This window comes from Streptomyces sp. NPDC015127 (genome assembly GCF_043080095.1).
GTDB lineage: Bacteria > Actinomycetota > Actinomycetes > Streptomycetales > Streptomycetaceae > Streptomyces.
Window position 1 is genome coordinate 73,674 of record NZ_JBIBVE010000018.1, and the last position, 19,697, is coordinate 93,370.

The window sequence follows — 19,697 nt, forward strand, 5'->3', positions numbered from 1 at the left end:
GCGACGTACGCGGCCGGGCCCCTGTGACGTAAGGGGGTCAGTCCCCGATGAGTGCGTCGACGAACGCCTCCGGCTCGAACGGAGCCAGGTCGTCCGCGCCCTCGCCCAGCCCGACGAGCTTCACCGGCACGCCCAGCTCCCGCTGGACCGCGACGACGATGCCGCCCTTGGCCGTGCCGTCCAGCTTGGTGAGCACGATGCCGGTGATGTCCACGACCTCGGCGAAGACCCGCGCCTGCACCAGGCCGTTCTGCCCGGTCGTGGCGTCCAGGACCAGCAGGACCTCGTCCAGCGGGCCGTGCTTCTCCACGACGCGCTTGACCTTGCCGAGCTCGTCCATCAGGCCCGTCTTGGTGTGCAGCCGGCCCGCGGTGTCGATGAGCACGACGTCCGCGCCCTCGGCGATACCTTCCTTGACCGCGTCATAGGCGACCGACGCCGGGTCGCCGTTCTCCGGGCCGCGGATCGTACGGGCGCCGACGCGGTCACCCCAGGTCTGGAGCTGATCGGTGGCGGCGGCACGGAACGTGTCGGCCGCGCCGAGTACGACCGACCTGCCGTCGGCGACCAGCACCCTCGCCAGCTTGCCGGTGGTCGTGGTCTTGCCGGTGCCGTTGACGCCGACGACCATGACGATGCCCGGGGTGTCCAGGTCGCTCTCCGTGTGGACGGTGCGGTCCAGGTCGGTTCCCACCAGGGTGAGCAGCTCCTCGCGGAGCAGGGTGCGCAGCTCCTCGGGCGTACGGGTGCCGAGCACCTTCACGCGCTCGCGCAGACGCTCGACGAGCTCCTGGGTCGGGGCGACGCCCACGTCCGCCGTGAGGAGGGTGTCCTCGATCTCCTCCCAGGTGTCCTCGTCGAGGTGCTCGCGCGACAGCAGCGTGAGCAGTCCCTTGCCGAGGGAGTTCTGGGAGCGGGCGAGGCGCGCGCGCAGCCGGACGAGCCGGCCCGCGGTCGGCTCGGGGATCTCGATCGCCGGCGCGACGGGCTCGGCGACGACCGGGTCCTCGGCGGCGACGGGGGTCTCGACAGCCGCCTCGGCTGTCGGGAGGTCGACCTCCTCGATGGTGCGGCGGGCTTCGTCCCGCGGTGCCTCCGCCTCGTCGCCGACATGCGGTTCGGCGGGCGGAGCAGTGATGGTCGGCGTGCTCGACGGTGCCGAGGGCGGCAGCTGCTGCTTCTTCTTGCGGCTGCTGACCACGAGCCCGCTGATGGCGCCGATCGCGACCAGGGCGATGACTACAGCAAGGATGACGATTTCCATAACGCACTCAGTATGCGTGACCCTCTGGCACGACGGTTCGTTCTATGGGCGGGGGTGTTTACTCCTGCGGGCCGGGCTGGTCCGTCGTCCGGCCCCGTGTCGGCGAGAAGCCCCTGTGGGCGGAGTCACAACGCTCCAGTAGGCGATCGCGTCGGGTGCGCAGACATGCACCCAGGGTTGGCTCAGCCCATGTCGTGGCCTGAGCCAACCGCTGCTCCCACCCCTGTCCATCTGACGTTCCGTCAGCTACCGTCCTCTTCGCCATGCCCACATCCGGCGGAGGGGGACTTTCCATGGCCTTCACGGTGGCCCGGTTCAATCTGGTCGAGTCGGACGCGACGCCCGACACACTCGCGGCCCGCTACCGCGCGGCCCTGGAGATGGCCGCGTACGCCGACGACCGCGGCATCGACACCGTTCAGACCGAGGAGCACCACGGGGCCGCGAACAACTGGCTGCCCTCCCCCTTCGTCTTCGCCGGCGCGGTGCTCGGCGCCACCCGCCGTATCGCCGTCACCGTCTCCGCGGTCATCGGGCCGCTGCATGATCCGCTGCGCATGGCGGAGGACATCGCGGTGCTCGACCTGATCGGCAAGGGCAGGCTCGTCACGGTCGCGGGCATCGGCTACCGGCCGGAGGAGTACGAGCGGGCGGGTGTGGAGTGGGGCAGGCGCGGGGCGCTCCAGGACGAGCTGCTCGAGACGCTGCTCGCCGCGTGGACGGGCGAGGAGTTCGTGTACCGCGGGCGCGGTGTGCGCGTCACTCCCCGCCCGCACACGCAGCCGCATCCGTTGCTGCTGGTGGGCGGTTCGTCACGCGCCGCCGCCCGGCGGGCGGCGCGGCTGGGGCTGCCGTTCTTCCCGAGCGCGCATCTGCCGGAACTGGAGGCGTACTACCACGAGCGCCGGGCCGCGTACGGCACCGAGGGCTTCTGCATGATGCCCGCCGAGAGGACGCCGCTGCTGCACATCGCCGAGGACCCGGACCGGGCGTGGGCGCTGTACGGCAAGCACTTCCTGCACGAGGCGCGCACGTACGCCTCCTGGCAGTCGAAGTACATCCGCTCGGCGGTGCGCTCCACCGCGGACACCGTGGAGGAGCTGCGCGCGGAGGGCGTGTACCGGATCGTCACGCCGGATCAGTGCGTGGAGCTGGGCGCGGAGAGCCTGGTGCTGCATCCGCTGTGCGGCGGGATGCCGATGGACGAGGGCTGGCGCAGCCTGCAGCTGCTGTGCGAAGACGTACTGCCCCGGCTCACGCGCTGAGCCGGGGCAGTTTCCGTGGTGAGGAGAGGGGCAGCGGGGATTAGCCCATCTCCTCCAACGCCTTGCCCTTCGTCTCCCGGACGTACCTGAGCACGAACGGGATCGAGAGCACGGCGAAGACCGTGTAGATGATGTAGGTGCCGGAGAGGTTCCAGTCGGCGAGGCTCGGGAAGCTCGCGGTGATCGCCCAGTTGGCGATCCACTGCGCGGACGCGGCGACGCCGAGCGCGGCGGCGCGGATCCGGTTCGGGAACATCTCGCCGAGGAAGACCCACACCACGACGCCCCACGACAGGGCGAAGAAGAGCACGAAGACGTGCGCGGCGATCAGGGCGACGACGCCCTGGGCCTCGGGCAGCTTGCCGTCGACGAGGTCGGCGGAGAAGGCCCACGCCTCGAAGGCGAGCGCGATCGCCATACCGGCGGAGCCGATGAGCGCCAGCGGGCGGCGGCCGATCCGGTCGACCAGGACCATCGCGATCACGGTGCCGACGATGTTGATGATCGATGTGGTGAACGAGTAGAAGAACGAGCTGGACGGGTCGACGCCCACCGACTGCCACAGCGTCGCCGAGTAGTAGAACGCGACGTTGATGCCGACGAGCTGCTGGAACACCGAGAGGCCGATGCCGATCCAGACGATCGGCAGGAAGCCGAAGCGGCTGCCGAGCAGGTCCTTGAAGGTCGACTTGTGCTCGCGGCGCATCGCGAGGTCGATCTCCTCGATCCGGGCGTCGAGGTCGACGTTCTTGCCCTCGACCTCGGCGAGGACCTTCCTGGCCCTGTCGGTCCGGCCGACGGAGATCAGAAAGCGCGGGGACTCGGGGATCGCGAAGGAGAGCAGGCCGTAGAGGACGGCCGGGACGACCATGACGCCGAGCATCCACTGCCAGGCCTCGAGCCCGCCGATCTCACCGCGCTGCTCACCGTCGGCGAGCTGCAGGATGCCGTAGTTGACGAGCTGGGAGACGGCGATGCCGATGACGATCGCGGCCTGCTGGAAGGCGGCGAGCCGGCCGCGGTAGGCGGGCGGGGAGACCTCGGCGATGTAGGCGGGGCCGATGACGGACGCCATGCCGATGGCGAAGCCGCCGACGACGCGCCACAGGGCCAGGTCCCAAAGGGCGAACGGGACGGCGGAGCCGACGGCGCTGACGGTGAACAGCGTGGCCGCGATCTGCATGCAGCGGATGCGTCCGATGCGGTCGGCGATACGGCCGGCGGTCGCGGCGCCGATGGCGCAGCCGATCAGGGCGATGGCGATGACCTGGGCGAGCGTGCCCGAGCCGATGTCGTAGCGGTCCCGGATGGCTTCGACGGCGCCGTTGATGACGGAACTGTCGTAGCCGAAGAGGAAACCGCCCATGGCGGCGGCCGCCGTGATGAAGACGACATGCCCGAGGTGTTCGGGGTGGGCTTCGCGGGCGCCCGATGCCGGCGGGGGCTGCGCAGTGCTGGTCACGTGTACTCCTGGGGCCGTCCGGCAGGCATCGCCGGGCGTGTGGGGGCGAGCCCTTCAAGTGGCGCACATGTGCTGGCCGCCCACCACTTGAAGGTAAAAGCAACGTTGCAGAGACTATTCCTTCAAGTTTCGAAGTCAAGAGGTCGGCTCAAATCGGCATCAGCCATCGGCGTGTCGTCTTGAGTTCAAGTATTGAAGATCGGGCAAACGGCCGGGGCTCCGCGGGCGCGGGCCGTTCCGAGCGGTCAGCGCAGTCGCTGGCTGATGACCTTGGAGACGCCGTCGCCCTGCATGGACACGCCGTAGAGCGCGTCCGCGACCTCCATGGTCCGCTTCTGGTGCGTGATCACGATCAGCTGGGAGCTCTCCTGGAGCTCCTGCATGATGCGGATCAGCCGCTGCAGATTGGTGTCGTCGAGTGCGGCCTCGACCTCGTCCATGACGTAGAACGGGCTCGGCCTGGCCTTGAAGATCGACACCAGCATCGCCACGGCCGTCAGCGACCGCTCGCCGCCGGACAGCAGCGACAGCCGCTTGACCTTCTTGCCGGGCGGCCGGGCCTCGACATCCACACCGGTGGTGAGCATGTTGTCGGGATCGGTCAGCACGAGCCGTCCCTCGCCGCCGGGGAAGAGCCGGGAGAAGACCCCCTCGAACTCGCGGGCGGTGTCCCGGTACGCCTCGGTGAAGACCTGCTCGACGCGCTCGTCGACCTCCTTGACGACCTGGAGCAGGTCGGCGCGGGTCTTCTTCAGGTCTTCGAGCTGCTCGGAGAGGAACTTGTGCCGCTCCTCCAACGCCGAGAACTCCTCGAGCGCCAGCGGGTTCACCTTGCCGAGCTGCTGGTACGCCCGTTCGGCGGCCCTCAGCCGTTTTTCCTGCTCCGCGCGGACGAACGGCCTCGGCTGGTTGCGCGGATGCTCCGGGTCCTCGGGCAGCTGTTCGCCCTCGGCGGGCGGGGACGGCGGCACGAGCTGGTCGGGACCGTAGTCGGCGACGAGCCCCGCCGGTTCCACGCCGAGCTCTTCCAGGGCACGGGTCTCCAGCTGCTCCATGCGCAGGCGCTTCTCCGCCCCCAGCACCTCGCCCCGGTGCACCGAGTCGGTCAGCTTGTCCAGCTCGCCCTTGAGGTCGCGTCCCTCGGTACGGGCGGCCGCCAGCTCCTGCTCACGCTCCGCCTTGGCCGCCTCCGCGGCCACGCGCTCGGCCTCCGCCCGCACCAGCGACACCTCGACATGCGCCAGCACCTGCCGGGCGCCGGCGGCCACGGCCGCCGCGACCTCGGCCTCGTGTCGCATGCGGGCGCGCCGCTGCTCGGCGCGTGCCCGTGCCTCGCGTTCGGCGCGGGCCCCCCGGTCGAGGGCGTCGGCCCGGCCCGCGAGGCCCTTGACCCGCTCCTCGTGCGTACGGACCTGGAGCCGTGCCTCCATCTCGGTCTGGCGCGCGTTGGCGCCGTCGGCGGCGAGCCGGTCGCGCACATGCGTGTCGGGCTCCTCCTCGACGGGGGCCTCCTCCGCGACCAGCAGCCGCTCGGCCAGCTCCTCGGCCTCCTCCGCCGCCCGCTCCAGCGCCTCCTGGGCGCGCGCGGCGGCCGCGCCCGCACGCTCCGCCTCGCCCGCGGCGCCGCGCGCCTGCCCGGCCAGCCGGCCGAGCTGCCCGGACACGGCCGACTTCTCCCGCTCGGCGGCGCGCCTGCGGTCCCCCAGCTCCTCGACGAGGGCGGCGCAGGCGCCACGGCGGTCGGCGGCCTGCTGTTGAGCTGCGGTCAGCTCCTCGCACCGCGCGTCGAGCCGTTCGAGCTCGGCGGCGGCCTCGTCGACGGACGCCTGCACCTCCAGCAGGCTCGGCGCCCCGGCGGACCCGCCCTGCGCGAAGTGGGCGCCGAGCACGTCGCCTTCGCCGGTGACGGCGGTCAGGCCGGGGTGCGCGTACACGAGGTCCTCGGCGTCCTCCAGGGTCCCGACGACGACGACATCGCGCAGCAGCCGCCGTACGGCGCCCATCAGTTCCTCGGGGCCGCGCACCAGACCGGCGGCGTACCGGTGCCCGGAGGGGCCTTCGCCGTGCGGGTCCGGGCCCTCGGCCGCTCCGGCCGCGTCCGCCAGGAGCAGTGCCGCGCGCCCGCCGTCCTCCTTGCGGAGCAGCCGGATCGCCTCCGCTGCGGTGGCAGGGTCGGCGACGGCGACCGCGTCGGCGGCGGCGCCGAGTGCCGCGGCCACCGGGATCTCGTAGCCGGGCGTCACGGTGAGCAGAGCGGCGGCCGGACCCAAGAGGCCCCCGAGCCGGTCCCGCGCGGCGAGCAGTGTGCCCGTGCCGTCCTTGCGCCGCAGGCCGAGGGCGAGCGCCTCGCGCCGGGCCGCGACCGCGGCGCGCTTGCGCTCGGCGCCGGTCAGGGCCTCGCGGGCGGTGCTCAGCGCGCCCTCGGCGGCGGCGAGTTCACGCTTGGCGGCCTCGTGCTGTTCGGCGAGGGCGGAGTCGCCCGCGTCGAGGCCCTCGACCTCGGCCTTGAGCTGCTCGTACTCCTCCTGGGCTGCGGCGGCCCGCTCCTGGGCCTCGTCGCGGGCGGCGGCGAGCCGGTCGATCTCGGCCTGGGCCGACGCGGCGCGGGAACGGGCCGCGTTGACCTGGCCGCTCAGCCGGGCCAGCCCTTCGCGCCGGTCGGCGATCGCGCGGGCGACGTCCTTGAGCCGGCGCTCCTCGAGGGTGAGCTGCCGCTCCAGCTCGGCGCGGTGGGCGACCGTGTCCTCCAGCGCCCGCTCGGCCGCCTCCAGCGCGGCTTCCAGCTCCGCCTCCTGCTCGCGGATGCGGGCCGCCTCCCGCTCCATGTCCTCGGGGTCGCGTCCGCGCCGCTCCTCCGGGGGCTGGGCGGTGGCGCTCTTGACCCGGGCGTCGGCGAGCGAGATCGTGCCGCGGACCCGTTCGGCGAGCTGGGAGAGTTCGTACCAGGTCTGCTGGGCGCGCTGGAGACGTGGCGCGAGGCGCCGTACCTCGTCCTCCAGTTCGGCCTCTCGGGCGAGGGCCGCCTTCAGCTGCGCCTCGGCCGCTTCCTTGCGCTGCTTGAGGGCGGCCTCGTCGGCGATCTCGGCGCGCAGCGCCTCCCGGAGGGTGACGAGGTCGTCGGCGAGCAGCCGCAGCCGGGCGTCGCGCAGGTCGGCCTGGATGACGGCGGCGCGGCGGGCGACGGCGGCCTGTCGGCCGAGGGGTTTGAGCTGGCGGCGCAGTTCGTCGGTGAGGTCCTGCACGCGCGCGAGGTTGGCCTGCATGGCATCGAGCTTCCGCAGCGCCTTCTCCTTGCGCTTGCGGTGCTTGAGGACACCCGCGGCTTCCTCGATGAAGGCGCGACGGCCCATGGGGTCGGCGTGCAGGACCGAGTCGAGCTGGCCCTGGCCGACGATGACGTGCATCTCGCGGCCGATGCCGGAGTCGGACAACAGCTCCTGGATGTCGAGCAGCCGGCAGGTGTCACCGTTGATCTGGTACTCGCTGCCGCCGTTGCGGAACATGATCCGCGTGATGGTGACCTCGGCGTACTCGATCGGCAGCGCGCCGTCGGAGTTGTCGATGGTGAGGGAGACCTCGGCGCGGCCCAGCGGCGGCCGGCCGGTCGTCCCGGCGAAGATGACGTCCTCCATCTTGCCGCCGCGCAGCGACTTGGCTCCCTGCTCCCCCATGACCCAGGACAGCGCGTCCACGACGTTGGACTTGCCGGAGCCGTTCGGGCCGACGACGCAGGTGATCCCCGGCTCGAAGCGCAGCGTCGTGGCGGACGCGAAGGATTTGAACCCGCGGAGGGTCATGGCCTTGAGGTGCACGCCGCCGGACTCTACCTTTCGCTCGCGGTTTCGCCTCTGAGGGCGCAGGGCACATCAGACGGTAAAGGAAGCACGTACGGGGAGGGGACGGGGAGAGACGGGGGCGGAAAAGAAAGAAGGGACGCCTGGGCGTCCCTTGCATATCTTCGTGCGCGACGGAGTCCGTGCTCTCTCTCAGGTGAGCGCTGGCTCCCCCTGGTGTACGTCGATGTCGATGCCGTTGAGAAGCGGCTCGCCAGGGTGCTGAGCGGCGGCAGCCGTGAGCGCGTCGTTCTCGTGCTGAATCCGTACGAGCTCGGACTCGAGATCCTGGACACGCTGCTGAAGCCGTCGCATCTCGGCGAGGAGTCGCGGGTCGGAACCGCCGACGTAACCGAGAAGCGCCTTTGCCATGATGGATGGTCCTCCACAATGAGTGACCGACCGATGCGGTGTGGGTCGTGAGGGATTCGCACCCGCGGTGCTGACAGTTTTTGTCGTACTACTGGTGTCCTGCTGCGTTCTTTTACTGCCAAACAGCTAAGGTGCGCGGGGCTTCCAGAGTCTCACCAAAAAGTTTGACGGTCAACACGATCACACCCCGTATCGGCGGGCATCCCGGGGGCTTACGGCCGCTCCATCGAGCGGCGAGCCTGACCTGCGGGGCCCTGGGGGCGTGGCGATCATCCTTCTCTCCGCAGCCTGGCACGACAAGCCTCTTCTTGGCAACCACCAGGCCGTTTCCTTCCCGGACCGATGCCTGAGGCATATGCCCGACCGAGCGGCCGATGCGGCCGCGGGGGCCCCGGCGGAGGGCCGCTCAGCGGATGGCGAAGTCCGCGTAGACGCCGCGGGGCGTGTCCCAGATCTCAGTGACGCCGTCGACGCGTCCGGGTGTGTCGCCGGAGCGCAGCCAGTCCAGCAGACGGTGGCAATTCTCACGTGGCCCCTCGGCGACCACCTGCACCCTGCCGTCCTCAAGGTTGAGGGCGAAGCCCTTGAGGTCTCCGATCTCGAGTGCGTTCGCCCTGGTGAACCAGCGGAAGCCCACTCCCTGTACTCGGCCGCGTACCCACGCGGTGAGTCGCGCATCGTCGTTCATGAGTGCACGGTAACCGGCTGAATGCATACAGATCACATCGCCTCCGGCGCGGCATGGCGTACAGTCCGGACGCATTGAGCCTCACCCGTACGGGTGTACTCGTTTGACGTTCGACGCCGAGCACGACGGTGTCGGGGACCAGGAAGGCACACGAGATGGGTCGCCATCGGAAAAAGCGTGCGGGCCTGTCCGTGCGCACCGGGCTGCTCGGCGCCTCCGCTGCCCTGGCGGTAGGCGCCGTGGCCGTCACCACCGGCATCCTGCCGGGCGGTGACACGTACACGATCGGATCCTCCAGCAAGGAATCACCCGCGGAGATACGCACCGGGGGGCCCGCTCTGCTCCAGACGCAGGGAGACGCGAGCGCCACGCCCACGCCGTCCGCCTCGCCGACGCCGAGCCGGACCGCCAAGCCGTCGAAGTCTCCCGCGAAGCCGTCGCCCACCAAGCCGGCCAAGCCGTCGCCCACCAAGTCGGCCAAGCCGGCCAAGCCGTCGGCGAAGCCCTCCAAGAAGCCGCCGGAGAAGACCAGCACTCCCGAGCCGAAGAAGACCACGTCGGCGCCGGTGCGGGAGAAGGCCCGTGAGGCGGTCCGGCCCGAGTCGCGCCCGTCGGCTCCGTCCACCGCTCCCACCTCGGGTGCATCCTCGGCCGAGTCGGCCGTGCTCGGCCTGGTCAACGAGGAGCGCGCCAACGTCGGCTGCGCCCCCGTCAAGATGAGCGCGGCGCTGTCCGACCTGGCGCGCGCCCACTCCAAGGACATGGCGGTGCGCGGGTTCTTCGACCACACGAACCCCGACGGCGAGACGCCGTGGGACCGCGCGGACAAGGCCGGTGTCTCGAACCTCGGCGCGGAGAACATCGCGCGCGGCCAGGCCGACGCGGGTGCCGTGATGAACGCGTGGATGCAGAGCGAGGGTCACCGCGCCAACATGCTGAACTGCGACTTCACGACGATGGGCGTGGGCGTGTACATGGGCGACGGCGGCCCGTGGTGGACGCAGAACTTCGGCTTCTGACGCCCGGCGCGCAGCAGGCGCGACGAGTCGGGGGCCCGGCCCCCCCCGGCCCCGGGGCCCCCCCGGCCCCCCCCCCCCCCCCCCCCCCCAGTGATATTGGGCGCCCGGGGGGGGGGGGGGCGGGGGGGGGGGGGGGGCCGCCGGGGGGGGGGGGGGGGGGCCGGGGGGGCCCCGGGCCCCGGGGGGGCCGGGCCCCCGACTCGTTCCGGCACCCGCGAGCGCTCACTTTTCGAAAGGGCCGCCTCTCGGTGAGCGCTGCGCGCAGTATCGTGGCGGATATGGTCGAGGAACCGGCGTTCGACGTGTTCTCCCGGCACTGCGCCTCACGCGGCACGCTGGAGCATGTGACGGGCCGCTGGGGCAGCCTGACGATGGGTGCCCTCCACGAGGAGCGCCTGCGCTTCAACGAACTGCGCCGCCGCGTCGACGGCGTGAGCGAGAAGATGCTGTCCCAGACGCTGCACGCGCTGGAGCGCGACGGGCTCGTGCACCGCGAGGCGCAGCCGACCAATCCGCCGCGCGTGGACTACGAACTCACCCCGCTCGGCCGGGCCGTCGCCGAGCAGCTGCTCGGCTTGATCCACCTGGTCGAGGGCCGGATGCCCGAGGTGCTCGATGCTCGGCGGCGGTACGACGCGGCGCGCGAGGAGGCCGGCACCCCGGCGGCATCCCGCTAGCGGCGCCCCGGCAGGACGGCCGGGATCAGGCCATGGTGCGCGGAACCCGCTGGCAGCGGGGGCAGAAGTAGCTGGACCGGTTCATCCAGGCCCGGCGCCGCATGAGGGTGCCGCAGCGGTTGCAGGGCTCGCCCTCGCGGCCGTACGCGTCCAGGGAACGGTCGAAGTACCCCGATTCGCCGTTGACGTTCACGTACAGGCTGTCGAAGGTGGTGCCGCCGACCGCGAGGGCGGCCGTCATCACCTCGCGTACGTGGCCCAGCAGTTCCACCGAGCGCGGCCGGGTGAGCGTCGCCGTCGGGCGGTCGTAGTGCAGGCGGGAACGCCACAGCGCCTCGTCCGCGTAGATGTTGCCGACCCCGCTGATCAGGGACTGGTCGAGCAGGGCGCGCTTGACCGTGGTGCGGCGCGCGCGGAGCGCGGTGTGGAAGGCGAGGTCGTCGAAGAGCGGGTCGAGCGGGTCGCGGGCGATGTGCGCGATGACGTCGGGCAGCCCGTCGGGGGTGTTGTCGTGGAGGGACAGACCGCCGAAGGTGCGCTGGTCGACGAAGCGGAGCTCGGTGCCGAGGGAGTCGTCGAAGCGGAGCCTGATGCGCAGGTGCTTCTCGTCGGGGGCGTCGTGCGGCTGCACCAGCAACTGTCCGCTCATGCCGAGGTGACCGAGGATCGAGGTGTCCGAGTCGGTGAGCGGCAGCCACAGGTACTTGCCGCGCCGGCAGGCGTCCGCGATGCCCTGGCCCTTCAGCCGGGCCGCGAAGTCCTCACCGCCCGCGACATGCCGGCGCACGGCGCGCGGGTGCAGCACCTGCACCTCGGCGATGGTGCGCCCGCCGACCCAGGTGGCCAGTCCGCGGCGTACGACTTCGACCTCTGGCAGCTCGGGCACGGGTCTCCTTCCGCGGTGGTCGGGACGATGCCCGCAGGGTATCGCGCGGCGGAGGACGGACAGCGGTGAGGCCCCTCGCCGCCGCGGCGAGGGGCCTCACAGGAACTGCTGGAAAGCGGAGCCGCGGTGGCGGCAACGGACCGTCTCAGGCCGAGGCCCGGTCCGTCGGCGCCGGGGCGGCAGGGGTGTCGGCGGCCCCTTCGCCACTGCCCGCGTCCTGCTCGGCAGCGGCCTGGGCCGCCGCCGTGGCGCGCTCGTCCGCGGCGGCACGGATCTCCCGCCACGCGGACTCCGCCGCCTGCTGCTCCGCTTCTTTCTTGCTGCGGCCGGTGCCGGTGCCGTACGAGACACCACCGACGCGGGCGGCAGCAGTGAAGGTCTTCTCGTGATCGGGACCGGTCTCGGTGACGAGATACTCCGGCACACCGAGCCCCTCGGCCGCGGTGAGTTCCTGGAGACTGGTCTTCCAGTCCAGGCCCGCACCCAGGTTCGAGGACTTCTCGATCAGCGGGTCGAAGAGCCGGTGCACCAGCTCGGACGCCGCTTCGAGACCCTGGTCGAGATAGACGGCGCCGATCACCGCTTCAAGGGTGTCGGCGAGGATGGAGGCCTTGTCCCGGCCACCCGTGCCCTCTTCGCCCCGGCCCAGCCGGATGAAGGAGCCCAGTTCGAGGCCGCGGCCGACCTCCGCCAGCGCACGCGAGTTGACCACCGCGGCCCGCAGCTTGGCCAGCTGGCCTTCGGGCAGGTCGGGGTGGGTGCGGTACAGCGTGTCGGTGACCACCAGGCCGAGCACCGAGTCCCCGAGGAACTCCAGACGCTCGTTGGTGGGCAGACCGCCGTTCTCGTACGCGTACGAACGGTGGGTCAGCGCGCGCACCAGAAGGGCGGACTCGAGGTGATACCCGAGCCGCCCTTCCAGAAGCGTGTGGGACGAGGCTGCGTTGACTGTGTTCACTGCGTCTGCCTGCTTCTTGGCAGGGGACACCTCAGACATCGGGCCTCTCACCAGCCGCTCAGACCTCGAGGACCTGGCGCTTGTTGTAGGTGCCGCAGCTGGGGCACGCGATGTGCTGCTGCTTCGGCTCCTGGCAACGCTCACACGAAACCAGGGTGGGGACCGCAGCCTTCCACTGCGACCGGCGGTGGCGCGTGTTGCTGCGCGACATCTTCCGCTTCGGAACAGCCACGGCTACTTCTCCTGCTTCTCGTCGACGCCCGCATCGGCGCCGCCCATGTTGTCCTTCTCACCGGTTCCGAGTGAATCGGCGAGTCCCTGCAGTGCCGCCCAACGAATGTCGACGGCGTCGTGGTGGTGGTCCGGGTCGTCGTCCAGCCTGATCCCGCACTCGGGACACAGGCCGGCACAGTCCTCCCGGCACACCGGCTGCATCGGCAGTGCGAGCACCACCGCATCACGCAGCACGGGCTCGAGGTCGAACATGCCGTCCTCGAGATAGAGAATGTCCTCGTCCTCGTCCTCGACAGGCTCCGCGGGGCGGCCCCGGTCGTCGGCGTCGGGATACGTGAACATCTCCTGGAAGTCCGCGGCAACCTCTTGGCGCAGCGGCTCCAGACACCTTACGCACTCCCCCTCGGCGCTCGCACGGGCGGTGCCTGTGACAAGCACCCCTTCCATGACGGACTCGAGGCGGAGGTCCAGCTCCACCGGCTTGCCCTCGGGCACGCCGATGACGCCTTCGATTCCCAGGTCCTTCGGTGCGTCCACCGTGCGGGACAGCCGCTGGAGCGCACCGGGCCGCCGTCCCAGCTCGTGTGTGTCGAACACGAGGGGGTTGCGGTGGTCGAGGCGCGTGCTCACGGCTCTTCCTGCTTTCGGATCGTGGGGAGGGGCCGTCCCGATTCGCGAGGCGAAGCGGGCAGCCGGGATCGCGAACTACGCGCGACCGAAGAGCCAGGATACTGGAACGGCCGCCGTAGACCCAATCCGGGCTGTTCGGCGGCCTTCCGGCACTAGCGGCCCTGTTCTCCCCCAGAGCTTCGCCTGGGAGGTGCCCCCAGGCGCAGCTGCTCCATGTCGATCATGCTCGTGTCGAAGAGGCTGGTCTCGTCGAGCGCGGCGCCCTGCTGGGCCTGCTGCTGATGCTGCTGGGGCTGCTGGTAGGCGTAGGGATCCTGCTGCACGTACTGCTGCGGGTCGTAGCCCTGCTCCTGGTACGCGGCGTACGGGTCGGGCTGCGCTGCCCCGTAGGCCCCGGCGTACGCGTCCTGCGCCGGGTAGCCGTACACATCCTGCTGGGCCGGGATCTGCGGCGCCGCCGCCGGTGCCTGGTACGCGGCGGCATACGTCGCCTGAGAGTCCTGCCGCGCGCGCTCCGGGGCCGGGTCGGCCAGCTCGGCGAGGCCCGCCAGGTAGTCGGCGTCGCTCGTGTGCTGCTGACCGCCGCCCGCGGCGTCCTGGGCGGCCATGTGGGCGCCCAGGTCGTCGGTGGCGATCCGGCCGTGCAGCTTCTGCCGGCCGCGGCCGACCGCGTCGAGGGTCTTGGAGAGCACGGCCTCGAAGGCGCCCAGCTTGGCGTCGACGTACTCGTCCGCGCGCCGGATGAGCGTCTGCGGGTCGCTGCTGTGCTCGGGGGCGTCCTCGTCGGCGAAGCCCTGCTCGTCGAGGCCGGGGCCGCGGCCGAGCAGCTTCTCGCGCCCGCGGTCGACCGAGCCGATGGTCTTGGTGAGGACGACCTCGAAGTTGGCGAGCTTGGAGTCGACGTAGTCGTCGGCCTCGGCGCGGATCTCCTCGGCCTCCCGACGGGCCTCGGCGAGGATCCGGTCCGCCCGCTCCTGGGACTCGCGCGCGACCTGGGTGTCGGAGATGAGCGAACCGCGCTCGGCGTGCGCGGACTCGATGATCCGCTCCGCCTCCTTGCGGGCCTGCTCGACGAGCTGTTCCCGGCCGCCGATGAGCTCCTGGGCTTGGGCGAGGGAGCCGGGCAGGGCCTGGCGCACCTCTTCGAGCATGGCGAGCAGCTCGGCGCGGTTGACCACGCAGGAGGCCGACATGGGCATGGACCGGGCGTTCCCGACCGCCTCGACGATCTCGTCGAGCTTCTTCTGCACGTCCACCGTGTGTTTGCCACTCTCTACAGCCGGATTGGAGACGGACGGGTCGACTGTACGGCCAGTCGGTGCCCTCCCGACACCGGGTGACGGACTGTCAGAGACTCACTTCTCGGCGAGCCGCCGGACGAGGGCCTGGTGGACCACCGGCGGCAGCAGGTGGGACACGTCGCCGCCCCAGGCCGCGACCTCCTTGACCAGGCTGGAGGAGAGGAAGCTGTAGGTGGGGTTGGTCGGGACGAACAGGGTCTCGACGCCCGACAGCCCGTTGTTCATCTGGGCCATCTGGAGCTCGTAGTCGAAGTCGCTGACGGCACGCAGCCCCTTGACGATCGCCGGGATGTCGCGTTCCTTGCAGAAGTCGACGAGGAGACCGTGGTGGGACTCCACCACGACGTTCCCGTACTCGGTGGTGACCTGGCGGATCAGCTCGATCCGCTCCTCCACCGTGAACAGTCCCTTCTTGGACTGATTGATCATCACCGCGACATGTACGACGTCGTACAGCTTGGAGGCGCGGGCGATGATGTCGAGGTGTCCATTGGTGATGGGGTCGAACGACCCCGGACAGACTGCGCGGCGCAACTGAAGTCCCTCGCTCTCCGGTCCGGTCATGGTGCGTCTTCGCACGTAGAGGCGGCGCGACCGTACCAAAGCGTCCCTTCGCCGTAGCGACGGGCCCGCAGCGGCTCGAAACCCTCGGGCCAGTTGAATTCTCCGCCTCTGGTGCTGCGCTCCACGGTGGCGAGCGCAGCGTCCGCGAGCCAGCCCCCGCGGCGGAGTGTGAGCAGAATCTCGCGAAGATCGTCGTCCGTGACGGCGTACGGAGGATCGAGGAACACCACGTCGTAGGGGCGCTCGGGAGCCGGGCCGGTGACTATCTGCTCGGCTTTGCCGGTACGGACCTCGGCGCCGGGCAGGCCGAGCGCGCGGACGTTCTCCCGGACCGTGCGGGCGGCGCGGGCATCCGCCTCGACCAGCAGGGCGTGGGCCGCGCCGCGGGACAGCGCTTCCAGGCCGACCGCGCCGGAGCCCGCGTACAGATCGGCGACGCGGATGCCGTGGAGGCTGCCGAGCTGGGCCTCCCAGCTGGAGAAGAGCCCCTCCCGGGCGCGGTCGGACGTGGGGCGGGTGCCGTTGCCGGGCGGAACGGCGAGGCGGCGTCCGCCGGCCGCACCGGCGATCACGCGGGTCATCTCGGGCCTCTCTGTGCGGGCTGACGCCCCAAGTCTCTCAGCCCTTGTCCAGGTACTGCTCCCGCTCCTTGTCCAGCAGGGCGTCCAGGGCGATCCGCAGCTCGGGCAGGTGCTCCAGCTCCGGATCGGCCCGGACGACGGCAGTGGCCTCCTCGCGGGCGGCCGCGATGACCTCCTCGTCCTCGATGACGGCGAGCATCCGCAGCGAGGAGCGCACCCCGGACTGGGCCTGGCCGAGCACATCGCCCTCGCGGCGCTGCTCCAGGTCGATCCGGGAGAGCTCGAAGCCGTCCAGCGTCGCGGCGACGGCGCCGAGCCGGGCGCGCGCGGGGCTCGCCTCGGGCATCTCCGTGACCAGCAGGCACAGTCCGGGCGCGGAGCCGCGGCCGACGCGGCCGCGCAGCTGGTGGAGCTGGGAGACGCCGAAGCGGTCCGCGTCCATGATCACCATGGCGGTGGCGTTCGGCACGTTCACTCCCACCTCGATGACCGTGGTGGCGACCAGCACGTCCACGTCGCCGGCGGCGAAGCGCCGCATCACGTCGTCCTTGTCGTCGGGCGCCATCCGCCCGTGCAGGATCTCGACGCGCAGGCCCGTGAGGGGGCCGCGGGTCAGCTGCTCGGCGACCTCCAGGACCGCGAGCGGCGGCCGCTTCTCCGCCTCGTCCTCGGCCGACTTCTTCTTCGGCTTCTCGTCCTCGGCGTCGCCGATCCGGGGGCAGACCACATACGCCTGGTGGCCGCCCTCGACCTCCTCGCGCACCCGCTCCCAGGCGCGGGCCAGGAAGTGCGGCTTGTCGGCGGCCGGGACCACATGGCTGGCGATCGGCGAGCGCCCGGCCGGCAACTGGTCGAGCACAGAGGTCTCCAGGTCGCCGAAGACCGTCATCGCGACCGTACGGGGAATGGGGGTGGCGGTCATGACCAGCAGGTGCGGCGGCTGCTTTCCCTTGGAGCGCAGGGCGTCGCGCTGCTCCACGCCGAAGCGGTGCTGCTCGTCGACGACGACCAGTCCGAGGTCGTGGAACTGCACCTTGTCCTCGATCAGGGCGTGGGTGCCGATGACGATGCCCGCCTCGCCGGTCACCAGGTCGAGCAGGGCCTGGCGGCGCGCCGGGACACCCATCGAGCCGGTCAGCAGCACGACCTTGGTGCCCTGGTCCGAGCCGCCCAGCATTCCGCCCTCGGCAAGATCGCCCATCATTTCGACGACGGAGCGGTGGTGCTGCTGCGCCAGGACCTCGGTGGGGGCGAGCATCGCGGCCTGACCGCCCGCGTCGACGACGGCGAGCATCGCCCGCAGCGCCACCATCGTCTTGCCGCTGCCGACCTCGCCCTGGAGGAGGCGGTGCATGGGGTGCTCGGTCGCCAGGTCGTCGAAGATCTCCTTGCTGACCGAGCGCTGGCCCTCGGTGAGCGTGAAGGGCAGCTTGGCGTCGAACGCGTCGAGCAGTCCGCCGGGGACCGGCCTGCGGGCAACGGCGGGCAGCTGGGCGTCCGCGAACCTCCGGCGGGCCAGGGCGACCTGGAGGACGAACGCCTCGTCCCACTTCAGCCGCTGCCGCGCCTCCTCGATGTCGGCCTTGCTGCGCGGCCGGTGGATCTTGTGCAGGGCGTCGGGGAGGCCGGTGAGCCCGCGGCCCTCGCGCAGCGCGGGCGGCAGCGGGTCGACGGCGTCCCGGGCGCTGGGCAGGACCGCGTCGACCGCCTTGGCGATCTTCCAGGACTCCAGCTTGGTGGTGGCCGGGTAGATCGGGATGAGCGCCCCGGCCCAGCTGTCCACGGCCTCCTCGCCGTCCTCGCCGCGCAGCAGCTCGTAGGCGGGGTGGGCGAGCTGGAGCCTGCGGTTGAACATGGAGACCTTGCCGGCGAACATCGCGCGGGTGCCGGGCAGCAGGTCCTTGTGCGGCTTGTGCACGCCCTTGCCGAAGAAGACCAGCTGGAGCCGTCCGCTGCCGTCGGTGATGGTCACCTCCAGGCGCCGTCCGCGGCCCTGATTGAAGGTCAGCACGCGCGCGTCGGCGACGCGGGCCACCACCGTGACGTGCTCGTCCAGCGGCAGCTCGGACAGCGGCGTCAGCTCGCCGCGCTCCGCGTACCGCCGGGGGTAGTGGTGCAGCAGGTCACCGAGGGTGTGCAGGTCGAGGTGCTCGGCCATCACCTTGGCGGTGGCGGCTCCGAGCGCGTTCTTGAGAGGTTCGTCGAGCGCGGGCACGCCATCCATTGCACACCACACCACCGACAGTCGTCGCGCACCTGTGGACAACGCGGCCCGGCGAAGCCGTACGGCTACTCCACGCCGATCAGCAGCGGCGTCCCGCGGCCCCCGCCCTCGTAGGTGAGGGTGTCGACGGCCAGGTACCCCTCCCGCACATGGGCCTCCAGCCGGGCGGCGAGGCTGAGCGGGACGTCGTCGCCGAGTACGAGGGTGACCAGTTCGCCGCCGGAGGAGAGCATCCGGTCCAGGACGGTGAGCGCCGTATCGGTGAGGTCCTTGCCGATGACGGCGACGTCGCCGTCGATCAGGCCCAGCACGTCACCGGCCTGGCACACGCCCGCAGACGTCCACGACTGCCGTTCCGCGACGGCGAGTTCGGCGTACCGGGTCGCGCCCGCGGCCGCCGACATGGCGACCACGTCCTCGTCGAAACGGCGGCCCGGCTCGTGCACGGCGAGTGCCGCGATGCCCTGGACCGCCGAGCGGGTCGGGATGAGCGCGACGCGGACGCCTTCGGCGCGGGCCTGTTCCGCCGCGGCCGCGGCGGTGTGCCGCAGGGACGCCTCGTTGGGCAGCAGGACGACCTCGCGGGCGTGCGCCCGGCGGATCGCGTCGACCAGTTCGCCGCTGGCGGGCGGTTCCCCCGGCCGCAGGGGCACGGTCGTGGCGCCCGCCTGGCCGCACAGGTCGACGAGGCCGTCGCCGGGGACGACCGCGACGACCGCCCGCTGCACCCGCTCGCGCCGCGCCTCGGCCTGCTCGGCAGCCCCGGCGGCTTCGGCGGCCTCCGCGCCGAAGTGGGTGATGCGGATCCGGTACGGCCGCCCGGCCTCGACGCCCGCCTCGACGGCGGCGCCCGCATCGTCCACGTGCACATGGACGTTCCACAGGCCGTCGCCGCCGACGACGACGAGCGAGTCGCCGAGCCCGTCGAGCCGGGTGCGCAGCCGGGCGACGGCCTCGTCGCCCGCCTCCAGCAGGTAGATCACCTCGAAGGCGGGCCCGCCGTCGTCGCACGGCTCGGCGGCGCGGGCCCGGAGTGCCGGCCGGGCCGAGGAGTGCCCCGGGGGAGCAGGCGCCTCGCCGCAGACGGCCTCCACCAGTGCGCCGAGTACCGCGATCAGACCCCGCCCGCCCGCGTCGACGACGCCGGCCCGGTCCAGGACCGCCAGTTGGCGGGGGGTGTCGTCGAGGGCGGCCCGCGCACCGGCGTAGGCCGCGTGGAGCGCGTCGGTCGGGGCGGCCTCCGCGGCGTCGGCGGCGGCCGCGGCCACGGTGAGGATGGTGCCCTCGACGGGGTGGGCGACGGCCTCGCGGGCCATCTCGGCGGCCCGCCGCAGCGCTCCGGGGAGGTGGCCTCCGGCACCGATGCGCTCGGCCATGCCCCGCAGAAGCTGGGCGAGGATCGTCCCGGAGTTGCCCCGGGCGCCTATCAGCGCGCCGTGGGCCATCGCGTGCATCACATCGGCGAGCGAGGGCGCCGACCGCCCGGTCTCGTGGGCGGCGAAGACGGCTTCGACGGCCTGGGCGGCGGATTCCGCGGTCAGATAGAGGTTTGTGCCGGTGTCCCCGTCCGCGACCGGGTAGACGTTGATCGCGTCGATCTCCTCGCGCTCCCGGCCGAGGGCCTCCAGCGTCAGCGAGCACCAGGCGCGTACCGCTTCGGCGTCCATCGTCTGCGGCACCTGGTGTCCTCCTCGGTCGGCCGTGCGGGGCCGTGGGCGGCGGGGTGCCTCGCAGCGTAG

Annotated in this window: 17 protein-coding genes; 3 read left to right on the top strand and 14 right to left on the bottom strand. The window is 71.7% G+C overall.

Annotated features, from left to right (window positions below; all coding sequences use genetic code 11):
* Positions 1–37: 37 nt before the first annotated feature.
* Entirely contained in the window at positions 38–1,264 is a 1,227-nt protein-coding gene (gene ftsY, locus ACF08N_RS30560; RefSeq protein ID WP_392327956.1) for a signal recognition particle-docking protein FtsY, read from the bottom strand.
* Positions 1,265–1,557: 293 nt separating this feature from the next.
* Here ftsY and ACF08N_RS30565 point away from each other — a divergent pair, with 293 nt between their 5' ends.
* Positions 1,558–2,529: an LLM class flavin-dependent oxidoreductase gene (locus ACF08N_RS30565; RefSeq protein ID WP_392327957.1), complete on the top strand. Its 972-nt coding sequence runs from the start codon at positions 1,558–1,560 to the stop codon at positions 2,527–2,529.
* Positions 2,530–2,569: 40 nt separating this feature from the next.
* Here the strand turns inward: ACF08N_RS30565 and ACF08N_RS30570 are convergent, their stop codons facing one another.
* The 4 genes from ACF08N_RS30570 to ACF08N_RS30585 form a co-directional block, all read right to left on the bottom strand.
* Positions 2,570–3,991 (bottom strand): sugar porter family MFS transporter, encoded by a 1,422-nt coding sequence (locus ACF08N_RS30570; RefSeq protein WP_392327958.1) that lies wholly within the window; start codon positions 3,989–3,991, stop codon positions 2,570–2,572.
* A gap of 245 nt (positions 3,992–4,236) precedes the next feature.
* On the bottom strand, positions 4,237–7,803 hold the full coding sequence (gene smc, locus ACF08N_RS30575) for a chromosome segregation protein SMC (RefSeq protein ID WP_392327959.1): 3,567 nt from the start codon (positions 7,801–7,803) through the stop codon (positions 4,237–4,239).
* 174 nt (positions 7,804–7,977) lie between these two features.
* Positions 7,978–8,196, bottom strand: a complete 219-nt coding sequence (locus tag ACF08N_RS30580; RefSeq protein WP_392327960.1) for a hypothetical protein — start codon at positions 8,194–8,196, stop codon at positions 7,978–7,980.
* Between the two features lie 406 nt (positions 8,197–8,602).
* Complete coding sequence (locus ACF08N_RS30585; protein ID WP_392327961.1) at positions 8,603–8,884, bottom strand: acylphosphatase; 282 nt, start codon at positions 8,882–8,884, stop codon at positions 8,603–8,605.
* Positions 8,885–9,039: 155 nt separating this feature from the next.
* Between ACF08N_RS30585 and ACF08N_RS30590 the strand changes: the two genes are divergently transcribed.
* Entirely contained in the window at positions 9,040–9,903 is an 864-nt protein-coding gene (locus ACF08N_RS30590) for a CAP domain-containing protein (protein WP_392327962.1), read from the top strand.
* A 278-nt stretch (positions 9,904–10,181) separates the two neighbouring features.
* Positions 10,182–10,580 (top strand): winged helix-turn-helix transcriptional regulator, encoded by a 399-nt coding sequence (locus tag ACF08N_RS30595; RefSeq protein WP_392327963.1) that lies wholly within the window; start codon positions 10,182–10,184, stop codon positions 10,578–10,580.
* Between the two features lie 25 nt (positions 10,581–10,605).
* On the opposite strand, the gene mutM is transcribed toward ACF08N_RS30595, so the two are convergent.
* The 9 genes from mutM to ACF08N_RS30640 all read right to left on the bottom strand — a co-directional run bounded on the left by mutM (position 10,606) and on the right by ACF08N_RS30640 (position 19,625).
* A complete protein-coding gene (mutM, locus tag ACF08N_RS30600) occupies positions 10,606–11,466 on the bottom strand; it encodes a bifunctional DNA-formamidopyrimidine glycosylase/DNA-(apurinic or apyrimidinic site) lyase (protein ID WP_392327964.1) in 861 nt (286 codons plus the stop codon).
* Between the two features lie 145 nt (positions 11,467–11,611).
* Complete coding sequence (gene rnc, locus ACF08N_RS30605; protein WP_392327965.1) at positions 11,612–12,463, bottom strand: ribonuclease III; 852 nt, start codon at positions 12,461–12,463, stop codon at positions 11,612–11,614.
* A gap of 19 nt (positions 12,464–12,482) precedes the next feature.
* Positions 12,483–12,656 (bottom strand): 50S ribosomal protein L32, encoded by a 174-nt coding sequence (rpmF, locus tag ACF08N_RS30610; RefSeq protein ID WP_026165248.1) that lies wholly within the window; start codon positions 12,654–12,656, stop codon positions 12,483–12,485.
* Between the two features lie 2 nt (positions 12,657–12,658).
* Entirely contained in the window at positions 12,659–13,288 is a 630-nt protein-coding gene (locus ACF08N_RS30615) for a YceD family protein (protein WP_392327966.1), read from the bottom strand.
* 152 nt (positions 13,289–13,440) lie between these two features.
* The gene (locus tag ACF08N_RS30620; protein ID WP_392327967.1) at positions 13,441–14,544 is read right to left on the bottom strand and encodes an ATP synthase F0 subunit B; all 1,104 of its coding nucleotides are present in this window, start codon (positions 14,542–14,544) and stop codon (positions 13,441–13,443) included.
* 99 nt (positions 14,545–14,643) lie between these two features.
* A complete protein-coding gene (gene coaD / locus ACF08N_RS30625; protein ID WP_392328017.1) occupies positions 14,644–15,123 on the bottom strand; it encodes a pantetheine-phosphate adenylyltransferase in 480 nt (159 codons plus the stop codon).
* A 26-nt stretch (positions 15,124–15,149) separates the two neighbouring features.
* On the bottom strand, positions 15,150–15,734 hold the full coding sequence (gene rsmD / locus ACF08N_RS30630) for a 16S rRNA (guanine(966)-N(2))-methyltransferase RsmD (RefSeq protein WP_392327968.1): 585 nt from the start codon (positions 15,732–15,734) through the stop codon (positions 15,150–15,152).
* Positions 15,735–15,771: 37 nt separating this feature from the next.
* Positions 15,772–17,958 carry an ATP-dependent DNA helicase RecG gene (gene recG, locus ACF08N_RS30635; protein ID WP_392327969.1) on the bottom strand — a complete coding sequence of 729 codons (2,187 nt, stop codon included), beginning with the start codon at positions 17,956–17,958 and terminating at the stop codon, positions 15,772–15,774.
* Between the two features lie 65 nt (positions 17,959–18,023).
* Positions 18,024–19,625: a DAK2 domain-containing protein gene (locus ACF08N_RS30640; protein WP_392328018.1), complete on the bottom strand. Its 1,602-nt coding sequence runs from the start codon at positions 19,623–19,625 to the stop codon at positions 18,024–18,026.
* Between the last annotated feature and the right edge of the window lie 72 nt (positions 19,626–19,697).

What these genes read in the sequence shown, in the direction of transcription:
- ACF08N_RS30580 (WP_392327960.1), bottom strand. Translation starts at nt 8,196, where the DNA reads ATGGCAAAGGCGCTTCTCGGTTACGTCGGCGGTTCCGACCCGCGACTC.
- ACF08N_RS30595 (WP_392327963.1), top strand. Translation starts at nt 10,182, where the DNA reads ATGGTCGAGGAACCGGCGTTCGACGTGTTCTCCCGGCACTGCGCCTCA.
- ACF08N_RS30640 (WP_392328018.1), bottom strand. Translation starts at nt 19,625, where the DNA reads ATGGACGCCGAAGCGGTACGCGCCTGGTGCTCGCTGACGCTGGAGGCC.
- ACF08N_RS30590 (WP_392327962.1), top strand. Translation starts at nt 9,040, where the DNA reads ATGGGTCGCCATCGGAAAAAGCGTGCGGGCCTGTCCGTGCGCACCGGG.
- ACF08N_RS30565 (WP_392327957.1), top strand. Translation starts at nt 1,558, where the DNA reads ATGGCCTTCACGGTGGCCCGGTTCAATCTGGTCGAGTCGGACGCGACG.
- ftsY (WP_392327956.1), bottom strand. Translation starts at nt 1,264, where the DNA reads ATGGAAATCGTCATCCTTGCTGTAGTCATCGCCCTGGTCGCGATCGGC.
- rnc (WP_392327965.1), bottom strand. Translation starts at nt 12,463, where the DNA reads ATGTCTGAGGTGTCCCCTGCCAAGAAGCAGGCAGACGCAGTGAACACA.
- ACF08N_RS30585 (WP_392327961.1), bottom strand. Translation starts at nt 8,884, where the DNA reads ATGAACGACGATGCGCGACTCACCGCGTGGGTACGCGGCCGAGTACAG.
- recG (WP_392327969.1), bottom strand. Translation starts at nt 17,958, where the DNA reads ATGGATGGCGTGCCCGCGCTCGACGAACCTCTCAAGAACGCGCTCGGA.
- rsmD (WP_392327968.1), bottom strand. Translation starts at nt 15,734, where the DNA reads ATGACCCGCGTGATCGCCGGTGCGGCCGGCGGACGCCGCCTCGCCGTT.